The organism is Dysgonomonas sp. UBA7630, from assembly GCF_002483985.1.
Classification (GTDB): Bacteria; Bacteroidota; Bacteroidia; order Bacteroidales; family Dysgonomonadaceae; genus Dysgonomonas.
In genome coordinates this window covers 58,875-75,905 of record NZ_DLIY01000006.1, presented here as the reverse complement: position 1 = coordinate 75,905, position 17,031 = coordinate 58,875, and the positions used below count along the sequence as shown (strand labels likewise).

Below are 17,031 nucleotides of genomic sequence, written 5' to 3'. Positions count from 1 at the left end.
ATATGAATTATAAGAGTCTAATTATAGACTGCCTATAGCAGCAAATTTACACAATTATTGCAATTTTCTTTTATTAAATACTTCTATTCTTTTCTTAGTCTTTTATCCCTTCTATAAGCAAAATAAAATACTTGAGGTAATACTGTAAAAGAAAGAATCATGCATATAATTATTCCACCTACAATCATTATAGCTAACGGGCGTTGAATCTCAGAACCCATATCGGTAGATAAAGCTGCCGGAAGTAGCCCCATCGACCCCATTAGGGCAATCATCAGAACCGGTCGTACACGTTGAGATACGGCTTCATTGATTGCTGTGCGGAGGTTATGCGTTTGTTGTACTTTTTTCTTCATGAGTGTTACCAACAAGATGCTATCTATAGAAACGATACCGAACAAGATAATGAATCCAATTCCTGCCGATATACCAAAGACTGTACCTGTTAACCATAAAGATACAAAACCGCCGATAAATGCAAATGGCATAGCACTTACGGCTATCAGCGTATCTTTTACTGTCATGAAGTTCATATATAATAGAAATATGATCATCAAAAGTGCAGCCGGAATAATAAATATCAAACGTTTTGTGGCGCGTTGTTGGCTTTCAAATTCGCCTGCCCATACCATTTTATTTTCAGACTTAAGCTTTATATTTTGTCCAACAGCTTTTTGAGCTTCGTCTATAGTTGATCCCAAATCCCTGTCTCGTATACTAAAACCAACTCCTACATAACGGCTGCTACCTTCACGGTAGATAAATGCAGGTCCGGTAATAAAATCAATACTAGCTATTTCTTTCAACGGGACTTGTTTGCCATCCATTGTTGGGATAAGAATATTCCCTATTTTATCTTCATTGTCTCTAAACTCTTTTTGAAAACGCACCATCACATCAAATGTACGTTCGTTCTCATAGAAAGATGTCGCAGCCTTACCTCCTATCGCCATTTCAACAACCGTTTGTACATCTTTCATAGATACAGCATAACGTGCCATATGCGATTCTTCTAACTTTATGCGGAGTTCGGGCAGCCCAATACTATGAAATACATTAACATCTTCTATCCCCCGTATGTTTTTGATGGTAGCCGCTGTCTGATCAGCTAAACCCTCAAGTTGATGTAGGTCTGAACCGAATATTTTTATAACCAGAGAACTTTTTACACCGGCAACATATTCTTCTACATTATCCTGTATCGGTTGACTGAATGCTAATACAACTCCCGGATAGATGTTTAAAGAGTCTTGCATTTGTGCTATCAGATCATCTTTACTTATTTTGTGTTTCCACTCTTTTTCAGGTTTCAGTTCTGTATGAAATTCTATATTAAAAAATCCGGTAGCATCAGTTCCATCATTAGGACGTCCCGTTTGTGTTAAAATAAAATCCACTTCTTCAAAGCTTTGGAGTTTCTTTTTCATTTCTTTTGTTATGCGTACCGATTCGTCCAGATTAATGCTATTCGGTAGCGTAGCACGCACATATATTGCACCTTCGTTCATCTGAGGAATGAATTCAGTGCCCCAGAATGAAAAACGAATAACGCAAGTGGTTAGTATCAATAAAAATATCACTATAGTCTGTATACGATGTCTACTTGCAAACGCAAACATATTGTATAAAACCCGGGTAAAGAAACGACTTACGAAATTGGTTTTCTCTTTTACCGATTTTGTCAATAATAATTTACACATAACCGGCACATACGTTAAAGACAAAATTAGTGAACCTAATAGCGCATAACCTAAGGTAAAGGCCAGCGGCTGAAACATTTTTCCTTCAACCTTCTGAAACGAAAATATAGGGAATAATGCGACTACCAATATTATCTGTGCAAAAAAAATGTATGAAGCTACACTTCCGGCGCTTTTGCGGATCAATCCACCTTTCAGCATTGGATTAAAATGGCTACCAAGATCATGTGATCGCTTTTCCATTGCGACATACACACTTTCGACAATAACCAGTGTTCCTTCTAGTAACAGCCCGAAATCCAGGGCTCCCATGGATATGAGATTTGCAGGCAAACCTTGTATACGCAGCATGATAATGGCAAACAAGAATGATAATGGAATGACGGATGCCACAATGAGTGATGTACGCCAGTTGAAAAGAAATATGAAGACCACGAGTGATACTAACAAAATACCTTCGAGTAGGTTGCGAAGAACGGTATGCACGGTTGCATTCACAAGGTTAGTACGGTCAAGAAAGGGCTCTATCTTAACGTTATCAGGCAGGATACGCTCGTTAAGCTCTGCTATTTTTTCTTTCAGATGAACAATCACCTCACTGGGGTTTTGCCCTCGCAACATAATTACAATACCTTGTACCACATCGTCGTCGTCATTTAGACCGACTTGTCCTAAACGTGGTTTAGAGGATATACCCACTTCGGCAACCTGTTTTACACGTATGGGTGAACTTCCTTTTACTTCGATGAGTATATTCTCAATATCTTCTATACTTTCAAGCAAGCCTATACCTCTAACAACAAATGCTTGGCTTCCTTTTTGTATTACATCGCCACCAACATTTATATTGCTTCGCTCAACGGCTTCATATACATCCAAAGGGGAAAGGTTATAGTTTGCAAGCTCAGCAGGATTTACTTTTACCTCTAGAATTTTTTCTTCTCCACCAAAGCTGGCTATTGTTGCTACTCCCGGCACAGATAATAATTCACGCTCTACGACCCAAGAGTTGATAGCAGCTACCTCGCGTACAGGCAAATCACTCTTGAGAACATAACGAAAAATTTCACCTGTAGCACCCGAAGGTGGCTCTATTGATAATTCTACACCTTCAGGGAGGTCGAGATCTTGCATCCTATTAGACGCATATTGCTGGGCAAAGAAATCATCAACCCCATCTTCGAATAGAACAGTAATTACAGACAAGCCAAAAAGGGACGTCGAACGGACATCTGTTTTACGAGGAATGGTATTTAGTTGCTGCATGATAGGTAAAGTGACAAATTTCTCAACTTCTTCGGCACTTCGCCCTGGCCATTGAGCGATTAATTTCACGCGTGTGTTAGTGACATCCGGATATGCTTCTATAGGGGTGTTTTGGAAGCAAATAACTCCTGCTATTGCGAGTATACATGTTAGAAAAAGTACTAATATGTGGTTACGTAGTGCAAATGCAATAATATTCTCAACAAATTTGTGCATAATTATTTATTGTTAAGCCCTGAATATATTAGTAAATGGTTTGAGGTCACAACTTCTTCTCCTTCAGATAATCCTGATTTTACATAAGATACCTGTCCGCTATGCCCTTTTAAAAAGACCTCTCTTATCTGAAAATTACCATCGGTATTTTTTATTATAACAAAATAGTGGTCTTTATCGAATATTAATGCATCAGAAGGGATAGCTATATTTTTCTCTCCAACTTGATTTTTCAGATAAACGATAGTAGACATTCCAGGTTTCAACTTCAGGTCTTTATTCGATATAATAATTCTTGCCTTCAAGACTTTATCTTCAGGGTCAAAAACTTGTGACATCAAGTTGATCTTACCTTCGAATGTTTCATTAGGATAAGACAATGTTGTAAAATTCACATCCATTCCCTCCTTTACCAGCTGTAGGTTACCGGCATATACATTCACAACTACCCACACTGTAGATAGATCGGCAATCGTAAAAAGAGAGCCATTGTCGGAAGATAATGTACTTCCTGATGTTACGTTTTTGGATACAATATATCCGGACATAGGAGCTTTTATAGAAAAGATTCCATTCCCCTTGTCTGAGCCGAATAGTTGCATATCATTTTTTACTTTTGATAAGGAAGTCTGTGTTTGTTTGAGTTTAGTTTCTATTTCCAACAACTCTTTTTCCGAAAGCATCTTGTCTTTAAACATCTCCCTGGCAGATTTAAGTTCACGCTCTATGATACGTATTTCAGCCTGTAGAGAGCTTTGCTCACTCTGCAGCTCAGATAAATCTTTACTATGAATATCTAACAGCGCTTGTCCTTTTTCAACTTTATCTCCCAATGAAAAATAAACCCTGCCAGCTACTCCCTCAGTTAGAGGATAATAATTGATTACTTTATCTGAATCATATTCTACTTGTCCTGTAAGAGTCAACATTTCTATTCTTGTTTCGTATGCTGGCTTTACAGTCTTTACTGACGAATAGAAAGCCGGAACAATTTTTGCTTGTTTATCGGAATTACCTTCTCCATTCCCCGTACAGGAAACAAGCGATAAAAAAAGAATCGTTAATGTAAATAATAGAATTTTCCTTGTTATCATAATCGTTACTTATTTATTTCAGTGCCAACTGCATATTGAAACTCTACAAATGAATTGTACATATTTTTTCGAGATAAAAGAACTATTTGTTTGTTGCTTTTATAAGATTCCATAAAATCGAGGTATTCGAGCATACTGATATTTCTATTTAGGAAATTTTTTGTATATATACCAAGCATCTCATCCAACTCTGTTAACAAATCATTATTCTCTATTTCTTCATAAAATTTGTACGTGCGACTATAATTGTAGAAAGCCTCAGTTATTTCATGTTCAGCAATATTTTGTAGCTGCAAAGCAATAAGTTTGTTTTGCTCAATATTTATTTTAGCAGCTTTAATATTCCCTTGATTCCTATTCAAAAAGGGTAAATCGAAACTGATCCCAAATCCGATAAAATCTTTCCATACGCCTCCATACTGATCATAAGAGGCACTTAGTGTTATATCCGGAATTCGTTGTGATTTTTCGTAGATCAATGATTTTTCATAAAACAAAGTTTGCTGTTGTTCACGTTTTATATCAGGACGTAACTCGTGCGCTTTTTCGAGTAAAGACACGAGTGAGACCTGATTGGGATCAATATAATTGAAGTTTGTGTTTTCTACTTTTATGATATAAAAAGGTGAGATATTAAGTAACGATTTCAGATTTTTTTGTTGTTCATTCAAAGCTGCTTCCGTCTCATTTATTTCATTTTTAAGTTCTATTAAGCCTGATTGAAGCCTAAGCAATTCATTTTTTGCGATATTGTTTAGTTCGGCTTGTCTTTTGTAGGCAGAAATAAGTAGCTCAAGAGACTCTTGTTGAACAGATAAGACATCTTTGTATGATTGAAGGTATTCTGTTTCGTAAATTAATTTTCGAAACTCTGCTTTCAAACCTCTCAGTACATCTTCAAAATTTAAAACAGTAATTTCTCTTGAAACTTTTTGGCTGTTGATAAGCTTGTTTCGTTTATTGGCTGTTAAAATTAATTGACTAAGTTCTATACTAAACTGTGTATTTCTAGGAAAGGCCCCCCCAAGTTCTTCTCTTTGTTTGGCGGTGCTCCATAAATTCATCGAACCGATAGATAATTGTGGATTATCCCATAGTTTTGATTGTGCAATTTCTGCCTCGGCAAGAGTGATGTTCATCTTTTCGGCTAATAGCTGTAGGTTTTGTTTTAGGAACAAAGCCTCAATTTCCACAGGAGTATACTTGAGTATTTGAAACTCTTGAGCAAAGACCGGTAATCCGAAAAATGTCAATATAAGACAGGGCAAAGTTGATAGCAGTAACTTTCTCATCTTCAAAATCTAATTTTAGATGCAAAACTAGACTCTTGAAATTAGAAAGAGATTAAACCGAGATTAGAATAGGATTAGAAATTGATATTCCAGGTAATTGTAACTNNGTAACAGTTGTCCCTTTATTTTCCATAGATGAGATACTAATATCAGCTCCTGAAAGTTTTAATATTTTATGTGCAAGAGATAAGCCTATTCCAGCCCCCTTATATGAATGTGTATTTTGTGCTCGGTAAAATGTGTCGAATATTTTATTTTTTTCTTTTGCCGGTATGCCAATACCTTTATCCGAGACTAAAAGATGAAAGTGGGATTTGTTTTTGATGATTTCAACTTTAACCTCACCATTTGAATATTTACAAGCATTATCAATTATATTTTGTAGGGCTACAAATAACAAATGACTATTTGACGGAATATAGAATGAATTCTCATTTTTCACGAACGAAATTCGCCCTTTATATTTAGATTGCTCTAAATAATGAATAACGAATTGCAACTCTCCTACTACATCTAATTGCTCAACATCAGATTCTGATATTTCCAAATCGGTTTGAGCTAATTGGAAAAGGTTATTTACTAATATGTTTAAACGCTCGATCTCGTTTTCAATCCGTTTGATAGAACCTTTGTATTCATCGGGAGTAAACTCTTTTAGTTGCATAACTTCACACTCACCCATAATTGCTGTTAATGGGTTTTTTAGTTCGTGTGATGCATTCGCAATAAATGTCTTCTGCGAGTTGAAGCTTATTTCTAAGCGTTCGATCATCTGGTTGAAATAACTGATAACTTGAGCTAGTTCATCATTTCCCTTTCTCTCTATCAGTCGAAGGTGTAGGTCTTTGGGTGTTATTTCTTGCATTCGGGAAACCATATCCTGTAGAGGCTTAGTTATCATTTTTGCATTCCACCAGAGTAGACCAAAAATAATAATACTACTCACGAATAGCACTATTAACAGGATATGCTTCAGCAGATTTTTCAGGTAATCTCCTTGAATATTCTTAGCTGTAACGATAATGATAAAATTACCTTCATTGTCTGGGTAATATATACCAACTCCGCTTAGCTTATCAATCTCGAATTTTAATTGTTCTGTTCGGAACAATTCGTCTATTTGCCTTTCATTCAAGAAAGACTCAAGCTCTACAGTAGCATCATGTCTGTTATTGGCTACAATTATTCTTTCAGAAGTTTCAGGTAATAATCTTTGATATGCATCAAGTACTTTTTGATAGGCTTGTTGACTCAGTTCATCTTTTTCAAAATGCTTTTGAGCCGTAATAAGTGCTTTATCAAGTAAAAGCGTATAATAATTACTATCAATATTTTTTGAAGTAAGTAGATAAACAAAAATAAAAACAACCATCAAGATCACGACGGTGATAGATGTATATAAAAGGGCTAGTTTTGTTTTTATCTTCATTCTTCTTTTAATATATATCCTAATCCAATAACTGTATGAATTAGCTTATCCATTCCTTCATACTGAATCTTATTTCGTATATAGTTAACATATACATCTACGATATTTGTATTCGTGTCGAAATTGATATCCCATACGTTTTCTAATAGAGTTTGACGCGAAAGCACTCTATTGGGATTTTTCATGAAATACTCGAGTAGTAAATATTCTTTAGCTGTGAGATAAATTATATTTCCATCACGAATAGCCTGCTTCGTGTTAGTATCTAATTTTAAATTAGAAATTTGTAAAATTTTGTCATCTTGTATTTCCGCACTGACTTTCGAACGCCTTAACAATGCATTAATCCGAGCTTCAAGTTCAGCCAGCTTAAACGGCTTGATGATATAATCATCGGCTCCGGCATTAAGGCCTCTTACAATATCCTCGGTTGTAGATAATGCTGTAAGTAGGATTACAGGGGTAGTATAGCCAAATTTTTGCCGATAAGCCTTACAAAGCTCCAATCCTGACATAAAAGGCATTATTATATCCATAATGATTAAATCATAATCTGTGATTTGTAATTTTTCCCATGCATGTAATCCGTCATTACATATCTCTGTTTCAAATCCGCTTATATTTAAACCTCGTTCAATAAACGAACTGATGTTCTGCTCATCTTCCACAATCAGTATTTTCATCTTAAAAAGGGTAGCTTTTAAATACAAATATAAAGGATGTTTAAAAATTCTAGTATGTTTAACCTTAAGTTATTTGAAAATAAGAGATAGCAACATGAACATTTATTAAAAAAGAAGCCCATAAAATATTTATTTCATGGGCTTCTTCTAATAACCAACTTTTCTTTTACTTCTTCTATATTAAATCTTTATAAATATTTTCTTCTTATATAATATGTTACCAATTATCCAAAGAATAGAGATGAAACATAAGGCATAGATTAATGACCCGAAATAATCTCCACAAAAAGATTTCAAAATCTGAGTATAAAAATAATCCTTAAAGCTTATTACCTCTGGATAATTCAAATGAATACTTTCGAGAATAGTTGCCATAATGCCTGCTAGGACATATATAAACAAAGGATTCACTCCAAACGATTCGAAAAAGACCGACCACTTCTTATACCCCTTCACATCGATGATCCATATAAGCAGCGATAAGAAGGTAGCACCCAACCCACATGTAGTCAGAACAAATGTCGGAGACCATATCTTCTTATTTATAGGACAGCCATAACTCAATAGAAAGCCGCAAAAGGTAAGTATTGCACCTATTATAAACAAATGAAGCATCCTTTGTTGGCTATCTTTTGTTTCCATCAGTATTTTCCCACAATAAAAACCGATCAACACATGGCACACAGCGGGAATGGTGCTTAAAATTCCTTCAGGATCGAGACCGAACTCTGTGTACATATGATTCAGCCCAAGAATGCTTTGATCTGTCACTGCAAGGATATTGTATCCTTCGGTGGCAAATCCGTTCCCGAAAAGTAAAAGCAAGAAATAACCAATCAGCCCGACTACAATTATATACGGTATATACTTATGTTTTATAAAGATAGCGATCAGAGATGTTATTCCATACGTAAGCGCCAAGCGTTGCATTACACCCAGAATACGCAGATGTTCAAAATTGGTGACGGATTTGCCCAGCCGTTCCCCAAATCCCAGATTATCGGCAGCTAAGCCATGGTATGTACCAAATGAAACACCCAACCAGGATAGACCTAAACCGATAAGAAATATAACGAATGTACGTTTAAGTATTTTTCTTAGCGTGGGCACAGAAAACTCAAAGTTGAATTTCCGTAACGAGATAAAGGTAGAAATACCCATAATGAACATGAAAAACGGAAAGATAAGGTCTGTCGGAGTAAGTCCATTCCATTCGACATGCCTTAACGGAGCATATATATGCCCCCATGATCCGGGGTTGTTTACAAGTATCATTCCGGCGATGGTGATACCCCTCAAAACATCGAGAGATAAAAGGCGACTGCTAATTTTTACTTCCATTGTATCTTTTTTAATAGGTATAAGAACGATAATGTATTCCCTCTCTATCCATAATGCGGTTGTGTAAACTCATTCGTTGCAAAAAATCCTGCCAGTTTCGTTTATTACTCCATATTAATTCGCTATAGGCTTGTAAAGCAGGGTATACATGTTCTTCTAGTTTTGTCTCATTTGGAATTTCTTCTGTCCAGACACAAGCCTGATAACCGATTACTTTAGAGTCTGTCATGTTGTGATAATCCTTTGTTATATCAAATTCATATAGTTCTTTCCATAGTTTAAATGAAGGTCTTGCACTTAGATAAAAATGGCTCCATGTCATAAAAATCATCGGATTTCCTTTCTTTACAATCATGTTCGCATTTTCATTCATCCAATCGCGCCAGAAAGTCACATGTACCTCCTTTTCGATATCATCGACAGCTGCATCGTCCCATACGATAGTCTTTTTCCCTTTTTCCTTTAGCGACTTTTGAATTTCATTTACAAAGAAAGTCTGCAAATCGGCTGATGATTTCATTTTGTGCTTTTTCATTTGTTTTTTACAATTAGCATTCAATTCCCAAGTATCTCTTTCTACTTCATCAGCTCCAATATGTACAAAAGGTGAAGGAAATAGTTCTGCTATTTCAGAATATATGTCTTTTGCAAAATCTATAACTTTAGGATCACACGGACATATAGGATACGAAAACTCTTTACCCCAGCCGGTATTTCCAGTGCAAGATAGCCATGGATATGCTCTTATCGCAGCAGACATGTGCCCCGGCATATCTATTTCAGGTATAATTTCTATGCCATACTTTTGTGCATGTGCGATGATTTCCCGCATATCAGCTTTAGTGTAAAATCCGCCATACTTAGAGTCATTTCGAATGAAACGTTTATCTATTTGCATATCCGGATTATATTCCGATTGGCGTATACAGATCGAGTCATATTTATCAAAAGATCTCCATGCGCCGATTTCTGTTAATAGTGGATATTTATCTATTTCGATTCGCCATCCCTGATCATCGTTTAAGTGCAAATGCAGCTTGTTTATTTTATAAAATGATAAGCGTTCTATCGTTTTTAATAAATACTCTTTTGTAAAGAAATGTCGAGCCACATCCAAATGAAACCCTCGCCACTCATATCGAGGATAATCTTCTATTTCTGTAACAGGTAATTGTTTGATTTGACCTGCAGATGTGAGAGAAATAGATTCTATCATCTGATGCAAAGTTTGTATCGCCCAAAGGCTTCCGGCGGAACCGGATGCATGGATATCAATATGTACTGTGTCTATCTTAATATGATATGCTTCATCAGGTAATTGTTTATCTACAAAGAAACGTATTAGGCTATTTTCATTCGAGCCATAAGAGACCTCTATGTTCAAAGATTCCAATAATGCTTTTTCAATTATGCTTTTGGCATTCTCATCTATATCTTTGCTTATCGTTATTACCGATGGCAAACGTAGAAATAGATTAGAGTATATCTCTTTTTGAGGTTTTGGTATCAATCGAGGGGTTTCACAATTTAATTTCTGAGAAAACCCACCCTGTGTCTCTATAATAAAACACAGACACAAGAGGAATATTCTAAACTTCATCTTATTTGTATTTGTATAATGTGGTTACACTTTCTCGTCCACAATAAAAAGCTTTCGCCCTTATTTCTTTTGCATTACAAGTTATAGATTCAGTCCAAAGAGTAGAATTAACCGTAGGTTCCGATCCATCTATTGTATATCTGATTTCAGCATTAGGAATAGATGTGTTTACATGTAATTTGCCATCGATCATCTCTATGCCGGGATGAGCAATACGGAATTTAATATTCAAAAGATTAAGACGAGGTAACTCGTACTCACTTATCTTTCTATTATACAGGCGCAATGCATCAGTATATTTATCGCTTAACGGCTCTTTCTCCCATTCAGGATGAGTATTCCAAGCTCTCTCTATAAGACCAAACATCTTGGGGAGCAAATAGTATTCAACCATGTCAAAATTGCGTATGGTTTCTGCCCATAATTGTCCTTGCATGCCTTTTATTTCGTTAAAAGCATTCGGTGATAAAGCTATTTTTTTCTTAGATACTTTTGTTATATCTACGCGATTACCACTCATATCTGATCGTACAGACTTATATATATCATATGGTACAACATTAAACGAATTATACTCATTTACAAAACCTCCCCAATAAGCTCCAGGTTCATTTTCATGTTTGTTATATGATAAGTCAAAATACAAATTGGTGACATTGCATAGAATAATAGGATAGCCGGCATTAGCCAATCTATAAGGAATCTCATCTCCATTCCACTCCGGAACTGTATTCCAGCAATAACTTAAAACATTATCTCCGGCAAACTTCTTATTTACCGTTTCATCAGGTAATAAACCAACTTCCTGCCATGCACCGAGCTGTATATTCTTTTCTTTAAAGAAAGGAATGATCTGTTCAATAAAATAGTCCTTCAACTCTCTCGTTTTCTTGAAGCCTTTATCCTTCATAAATGTCATTGCAATATCCGACCCTTCCCAAGCTCCATGGGGAACTTCATCCCCTCCCAGATGTAAAACAGACAATTCCATTCCGGCATCTTTGTACATCAAATTTACTTCGGTTACAACCTTTTTCACAAAGCTATATACTGAGGGTAAAGCTACATTGATAACATTATCAGTATAACTTTGCGCCGAGATATAACGTGATGTATCCGCAAAATCAGTAAGTAAATATTCTTCTGCCTTCTTTTTATCTGATTTTATATATTTATAATACCGAACATTCATAGCCTTAATCGCTGCTCGTGCATGTCCGGGTAGATCTATTTCGGGGATAACTCTAATATGATGCTTCTGTGCATATTTAAGTATTTCTATAAAGTCGCTTCTAGTAAAATAACCATTTCCTATCGAATTTTCATCATTAGCATCCCAGCCACTTCCATAGGCCGGATATAGACATTCCTTCTCGTCTACAGTATGACCTCGGCGAGCTCCAACTGTTGTCAGTTCCTCTAAACCGGGAATTTCTATGCGCCAACCTTCATCGTCTGTCAAATGCAAATGTAAAACGCTCATTTTATACATTGATAAAATATCTATAAGCTTCAATATATTCTCTTTAGAAGAAAAATTACGAGCAACGTCTAACATTTGACCTCGATATTCGAGATCGGGATAATCAGATATACTTACATTCGGTAAGCTATATGGTAAATCTTTACTATGTATAAATGCTAAAAGCGTTTGAACCCCGTTAAAAATTGCATGAGGAGTATTTCCGGTAATTTCAATGGAACCATTATTCAGTTCCATTTGATAGTATTCTTTATTTTTGCCTACATACGATTCTTTTCTCAGATTTATAGTTACAGCAGCCTTATCTACAATATTACAGCCATATAGTTTTTCAAGCTTTTCTTTCAATAGATTTGCTTCATTCGCAAACGTTGGATCATATTTCAGGCTAACATCTTTTGTGAAGGAAAATTCTCCGCCATTCTCCTTCACATGTTTCAGCGATGGGAAGATATCCGTTTTCTTTAAAAGTACTTGCTCTGAAAAAATTAGATTACTTTCATAAATCATTTTTCCATCAGGATATGGCAACTCACTCTCTCCTACTCTTGACCATTGATAATCATGAAGAAAAGGTTTGGAATTGATAGCAACACTATACGGTACAGACTCTTTTCTTTTTTCATCGAGCATAACAATGTATGCGCCTTCCGGTGCTCCTGCATTTTTCAGAATACTTCCTGCACAACGAAATGTTATCTTTAAAGTATCACCCGAAGCTAAAGGACGATATGAAGATGATGGTGCAATCTTGTAATAAGTAGAACTGATTTGCTGCACAATGACAGGTGATGTCGGGTCTGGCTTTACAGCTGCCGGCATTTGATTATAGTAGACAATCCAATTTTCCTTTAAGGAATCATTGCTATGATTAATAAGATAAAATGTATTTTCATAATATCCGGGCTCTATTCCATTTCTACCCATTTCCCACATTAATGAGACAGGGGATTTGTTTAGATTCTTCTGATTTATACATGCCGACATTATAAACATAGAAGTAATCAGATAAATGATGTATTTCATGTCTTAAAAACTTTCTTTATTTTTGAATATAGACACACGGTCCCAGTTCATTTTTCGCAGTGTTTATATTTTTATTATAGTCTGTCATCGGAAAAATTTCTCCCGATACAACATTTGCAATATATAGATCATATCCTCCAAGGCTTCCGGTACGTGTGCTACAGATAATAACCCAATCATTATTTACCGGATAAGCATCAGAATAATCTCCGTCTGTATTATTAAAAGGGAGGCGTTTACTTTTCAATCCGCTCCAAAATCCACGATATACTTGATCTACACGATTTGTTTCGGAATATCCCACAGAATAATAGAATGATGTTTCATCCGCATTTATAGGATAATAATCCTGAACTTTAGCTGCATCATAAAGTGTTTTTATAGATTTACTTTTAATATCGATCACAGCAATAGAAGATGTTGCTCCATCGCCTTTCGAACAAATAAGCTTTGTCCCATCGGCATTATAGTAAGGCATCGAATAATCTACAGGACTAAGTTTTGTCACTTTCCCTGTTTCCAAATTGAGTTCGGCAACCCTAAAGTCTTGTTTAAAAGCTATGCGTTTCCCATCAGGGGAAAATTTAGGATCTTCATCTCTTGTTCCGTCATATGGTGTAAGATTTACAGGCTGTGTTGTTCCCGAAAGATCGTATAAAAAGATATCCCATGTATTTGTATCTTCTCCTATTCCCATAAAAGTGATCTGTTTACCATCGGGAGAAAAATGCGCATTCATAGCGTTGCGTATTTTCCAGTTTTCACTTATACATTTCAATTCATTTGTACCAAAATCATAAATGTACATTTTAGAATCTTCAGTGTCATAGGTTGTATAATTGTGATATACTAGTTTGCCTTTTAAGGTTGGAGCCTCGGTTATAACAGGAGGCGTCTCTGTTTTGTTATTATCATCGTTATCATTGCAGCTAAATAGAGAGAGTCCTAAACTGCATATTATCAAAGATTTTAACCAATATGTATTCATTGTATTATATTTTTATTTTAGTGGCTCTGATGACAGATTTTCATTTGCATCATGATCAGAGCCACTGTTATTATTATCAAGGAAGTCTTTTAAAATCAACTTTAGATTTGTTCAAACCATCAGAAACATCTAGTGTAATACGGTAATAACCCGGAGTAAAACCTTCTCCTCCGACCAAATCTGCCATGCTTCCGCCTGCTGCACTCACCCCGGATGAATCTCCGGTAAATAAGTCGTTTGAAAAAACAGCAAATTGGGCATCCCATGTACGATTACTAAATATTTGGATATCAAAACCTCCCCAGTCATGCTGGTCTGACAGATAAACAGTTGCCTGATACTTATTTGGTTCTACAAGACGCATGTAAGCTAACTGTTTCACATCATTGAGATCCCATCCAATTGAATTAAATGCACTATTCCAAGTAGGAGATGAAGAAAATCCATGCCCAATGATCCAATAAGTAGCCGGAGCCACATCTGTCATCTTGTTAATCCATATATAATTATATTCCAAAGAATAGTACACATCCCATTTGCCGGATTCACCTATAAATTTGTATGTCTTTGTTTCAGCATTATATTCGAAAAAGTCTCTATTGTAAGCTTGTTCTATATTATCAATGCCTGATATCGAAAAATTTTGTCCTTTGGTAAAGTCTACACTTGCATACAAGTAATTTCCGGAGGCCATCATCTGTACATTATTTACCTTGATGACCAGTCTCAAGCCCTCTATATCAAAATTGAAAGAAAATGCATCGAATATAATTTTCTTAACAAGCCAGTTACTATATGAAAATTGAATNNAAATCTATCTCCAATAGATGCTACATTATCATCAATACCTGCATTCCATACATAGTTAGCTTGTGCAAGATCCTCGGATGTTGCTATTTTAGTACTGAAAGTACTTGGATATCCCCCTTCTTCTGATTCATAGATGTATGGAGTATTTTCTTTTGCATGCAACTCTATTACAGATTTATCACTTAATATAAGATAAAGGGTCTCTGGTAGCTCGGGACGGATAGCTTTAAGTGTTTTTTGCTCTTTAGTTTCTCCTCCATCCACATTTATCAAGGCGAAGTTGACTTTCAGTTCATCTCCTGTAGCAATATTGGATGTAAATGGTACAAACAAAGAAATATTATCTAGCGATACAGAATTACCTTTGGTTCGTATAGACTTACTACTGATGACAACATCGTTGGCCACCAATTCGACCTCGAGAGTGGAAAGAGGACGAACTGCATCGCTCACTTTCGCATCAAAATAAATAGAATCTCCTAACTTAATATTTTCGTTACCCTTTATTGCCAGCGACTCGATAACTGGTACTACGATTGTAGAGTTGTCATCATTGTCACTACATGATACGAAAATGGCAGATATAAAAATCAATAAAAATAATATTTTAAATGTCTTCATAATATTCATTTTTTAATAACCCGGATTTTGTGTTAGGTTGGGATTTGAATCTTTCTCTGTCTGAGGCACAGGCCATAGTTTATGAAATTCTTCTAGGTTTGGGAAAAGTAATTTTCCATTTTTGTCTTTATGTTGACGCATAACTTCCACCATTCTGTCATTGCGTAACAGATCATACCAGCGTTGTCCTTCCAAAGCAAGCTCAAATTGACGTTCTTGTTCAACGGCTAAACGAGCATCTCCTTGAGATAAAGTTGTTGATAATTTCTTTAATCCGGCCCGATCGCGAATCGTATTTACAATATTCATAGCTTCGCTAATCTTATTTAATTCAACTAATGCTTCAGCTTTAAGGAGAAGTATGTCTGCTAATCGCATTAATATAATCTCTGAATCTTTTTGGCGGATTTTATTTGCAATAGGATAATTGCTTGACGGGAAGTAGTTATCATATGGTACTTCTTTATAAACAATTGTTGATGCAAAGCGTTTGTCGTCAGGGTTGAATTTAGAGATCAGATCATGTGTCGGTGTACAGTAGCGGCGCCATGTAATAGAACCATCTTCTTCACTGTACAACACCCAATATGCCCAATTGGGAGATGTAGCATCATAATATACTTCAAAGATGCTTTCTGTTGTATATTTATTTGCCGGATTCCATAAATCATCATAGTTTGTCACTAACTTATAACCATCAGCAATCACTTTATCACATAGTTCTACAACTTTAGAATAGTTACGTCCAGACTTTTCTCCACGAGTAGCATATACTTTTGCCAACAAACCATTTGCTGCTCCTTTGGTTGCTTTAAATGCACCTTGCGACAGACTACCCAGGTCAGGGATAGCTTCTTCCAAATCTTTTATTATCTGTGCATAGATATCGTCTGAAGGAGTACGCGCAGGATATAGTTTAGGGTATAGTTCTTCTAAATTCTCGGCCGTAATAGCAGGTATCAATTCTATCATCAGAGGGGCATCGCCCCATATTCTTACAATATCGAAATATGCATAAGCCCTTATAAACTTAGCTTCGGCAATAATTCGTTTGCGGATAGCATCATCAATATTTGTTTTCATCAAACGTGTATTTTCTATTACGCTTGTTGCTGCTCCTCCCATTTCATAATATTGGGCCCACATTAGTTTTGTTTTCGAGTTCATAGATGTTACCCTGATACCGTCCACTTCTTCACCCGGAACTCCATCACCTCCGGCATAGCAATTGTCTGACTGGATATCCCCATAACTGAAATTCTCAAATTGAAAAATATCTTGTTTAAATTTATTATAAGCACCATTCAGTTCAGCTTCAGCATCGGTTACTGATGCATATTTAGATTCCAGATTCGAAGAATTCTGTGGATCTCCTGTGAAATCAGATAAAGGTTCATTGTCTAGAAAATCGCCACAGGAATAGGTGATAAATAGACATGATATAAAGGCTAATAATTTTATATATGTTTTCATTGCTTCATA

Annotated in this window: 12 protein-coding genes; all 12 read right to left on the bottom strand. The window is 35.8% G+C overall.

Going from position 1 to position 17,031, the window contains the following annotated elements; genetic code table 11:
• Positions 1 to 83 precede the first annotated feature (83 nt).
• The 12 genes from B3P17_RS02840 to B3P17_RS02785 all read right to left on the bottom strand — a co-directional run bounded on the left by B3P17_RS02840 (position 84) and on the right by B3P17_RS02785 (position 17,022).
• Entirely contained in the window at positions 84 to 3,182 is a 3,099-nt protein-coding gene (locus B3P17_RS02840) for an efflux RND transporter permease subunit (RefSeq protein WP_252637361.1), read from the bottom strand.
• Between the two features lie 2 nt (positions 3,183 to 3,184).
• Positions 3,185 to 4,276, bottom strand: a complete 1,092-nt coding sequence (locus B3P17_RS02835; RefSeq protein WP_291103210.1) for an efflux RND transporter periplasmic adaptor subunit — start codon at positions 4,274 to 4,276, stop codon at positions 3,185 to 3,187.
• A gap of 5 nt (positions 4,277 to 4,281) precedes the next feature.
• Entirely contained in the window at positions 4,282 to 5,568 is a 1,287-nt protein-coding gene (locus B3P17_RS02830; protein WP_252637358.1) for a TolC family protein, read from the bottom strand.
• Between the two features lie 52 nt (positions 5,569 to 5,620).
• Entirely contained in the window at positions 5,621 to 6,433 is an 813-nt protein-coding gene (locus B3P17_RS15910) for a sensor histidine kinase (RefSeq protein WP_422653386.1), read from the bottom strand.
• Between the two features lie 560 nt (positions 6,434 to 6,993).
• A complete protein-coding gene (locus tag B3P17_RS02820) occupies positions 6,994 to 7,680 on the bottom strand; it encodes a response regulator transcription factor (protein WP_291103204.1) in 687 nt (228 codons plus the stop codon).
• A gap of 180 nt (positions 7,681 to 7,860) precedes the next feature.
• Positions 7,861 to 9,021, bottom strand: coding sequence for an acyltransferase family protein (locus tag B3P17_RS02815; protein ID WP_252637355.1), 1,161 nt, complete (start codon positions 9,019 to 9,021; stop codon positions 7,861 to 7,863).
• A gap of 10 nt (positions 9,022 to 9,031) precedes the next feature.
• Positions 9,032 to 10,621, bottom strand: a complete 1,590-nt coding sequence (locus tag B3P17_RS02810) for a beta-N-acetylhexosaminidase (RefSeq protein WP_252637354.1) — start codon at positions 10,619 to 10,621, stop codon at positions 9,032 to 9,034.
• A gap of 1 nt (position 10,622) precedes the next feature.
• Positions 10,623 to 13,130 carry a family 20 glycosylhydrolase gene (locus B3P17_RS02805; protein ID WP_252637353.1) on the bottom strand — a complete coding sequence of 836 codons (2,508 nt, stop codon included), beginning with the start codon at positions 13,128 to 13,130 and terminating at the stop codon, positions 10,623 to 10,625.
• 16 nt (positions 13,131 to 13,146) lie between these two features.
• The gene (locus B3P17_RS02800; RefSeq protein ID WP_252637352.1) at positions 13,147 to 14,118 is read right to left on the bottom strand and encodes a TolB family protein; all 972 of its coding nucleotides are present in this window, start codon (positions 14,116 to 14,118) and stop codon (positions 13,147 to 13,149) included.
• A gap of 76 nt (positions 14,119 to 14,194) precedes the next feature.
• Positions 14,195 to 14,815, bottom strand: coding sequence for a DUF5121 domain-containing protein (locus tag B3P17_RS02795; protein WP_291103197.1), 621 nt, complete (start codon positions 14,813 to 14,815; stop codon positions 14,195 to 14,197).
• A 38-nt stretch (positions 14,816 to 14,853) separates the two neighbouring features.
• Complete coding sequence (locus B3P17_RS02790; protein WP_291103194.1) at positions 14,854 to 15,549, bottom strand: DUF5016 domain-containing protein; 696 nt, start codon at positions 15,547 to 15,549, stop codon at positions 14,854 to 14,856.
• A gap of 12 nt (positions 15,550 to 15,561) precedes the next feature.
• Positions 15,562 to 17,022 (bottom strand): RagB/SusD family nutrient uptake outer membrane protein, encoded by a 1,461-nt coding sequence (locus tag B3P17_RS02785; RefSeq protein WP_252637348.1) that lies wholly within the window; start codon positions 17,020 to 17,022, stop codon positions 15,562 to 15,564.
• Positions 17,023 to 17,031 lie beyond the last annotated feature (9 nt).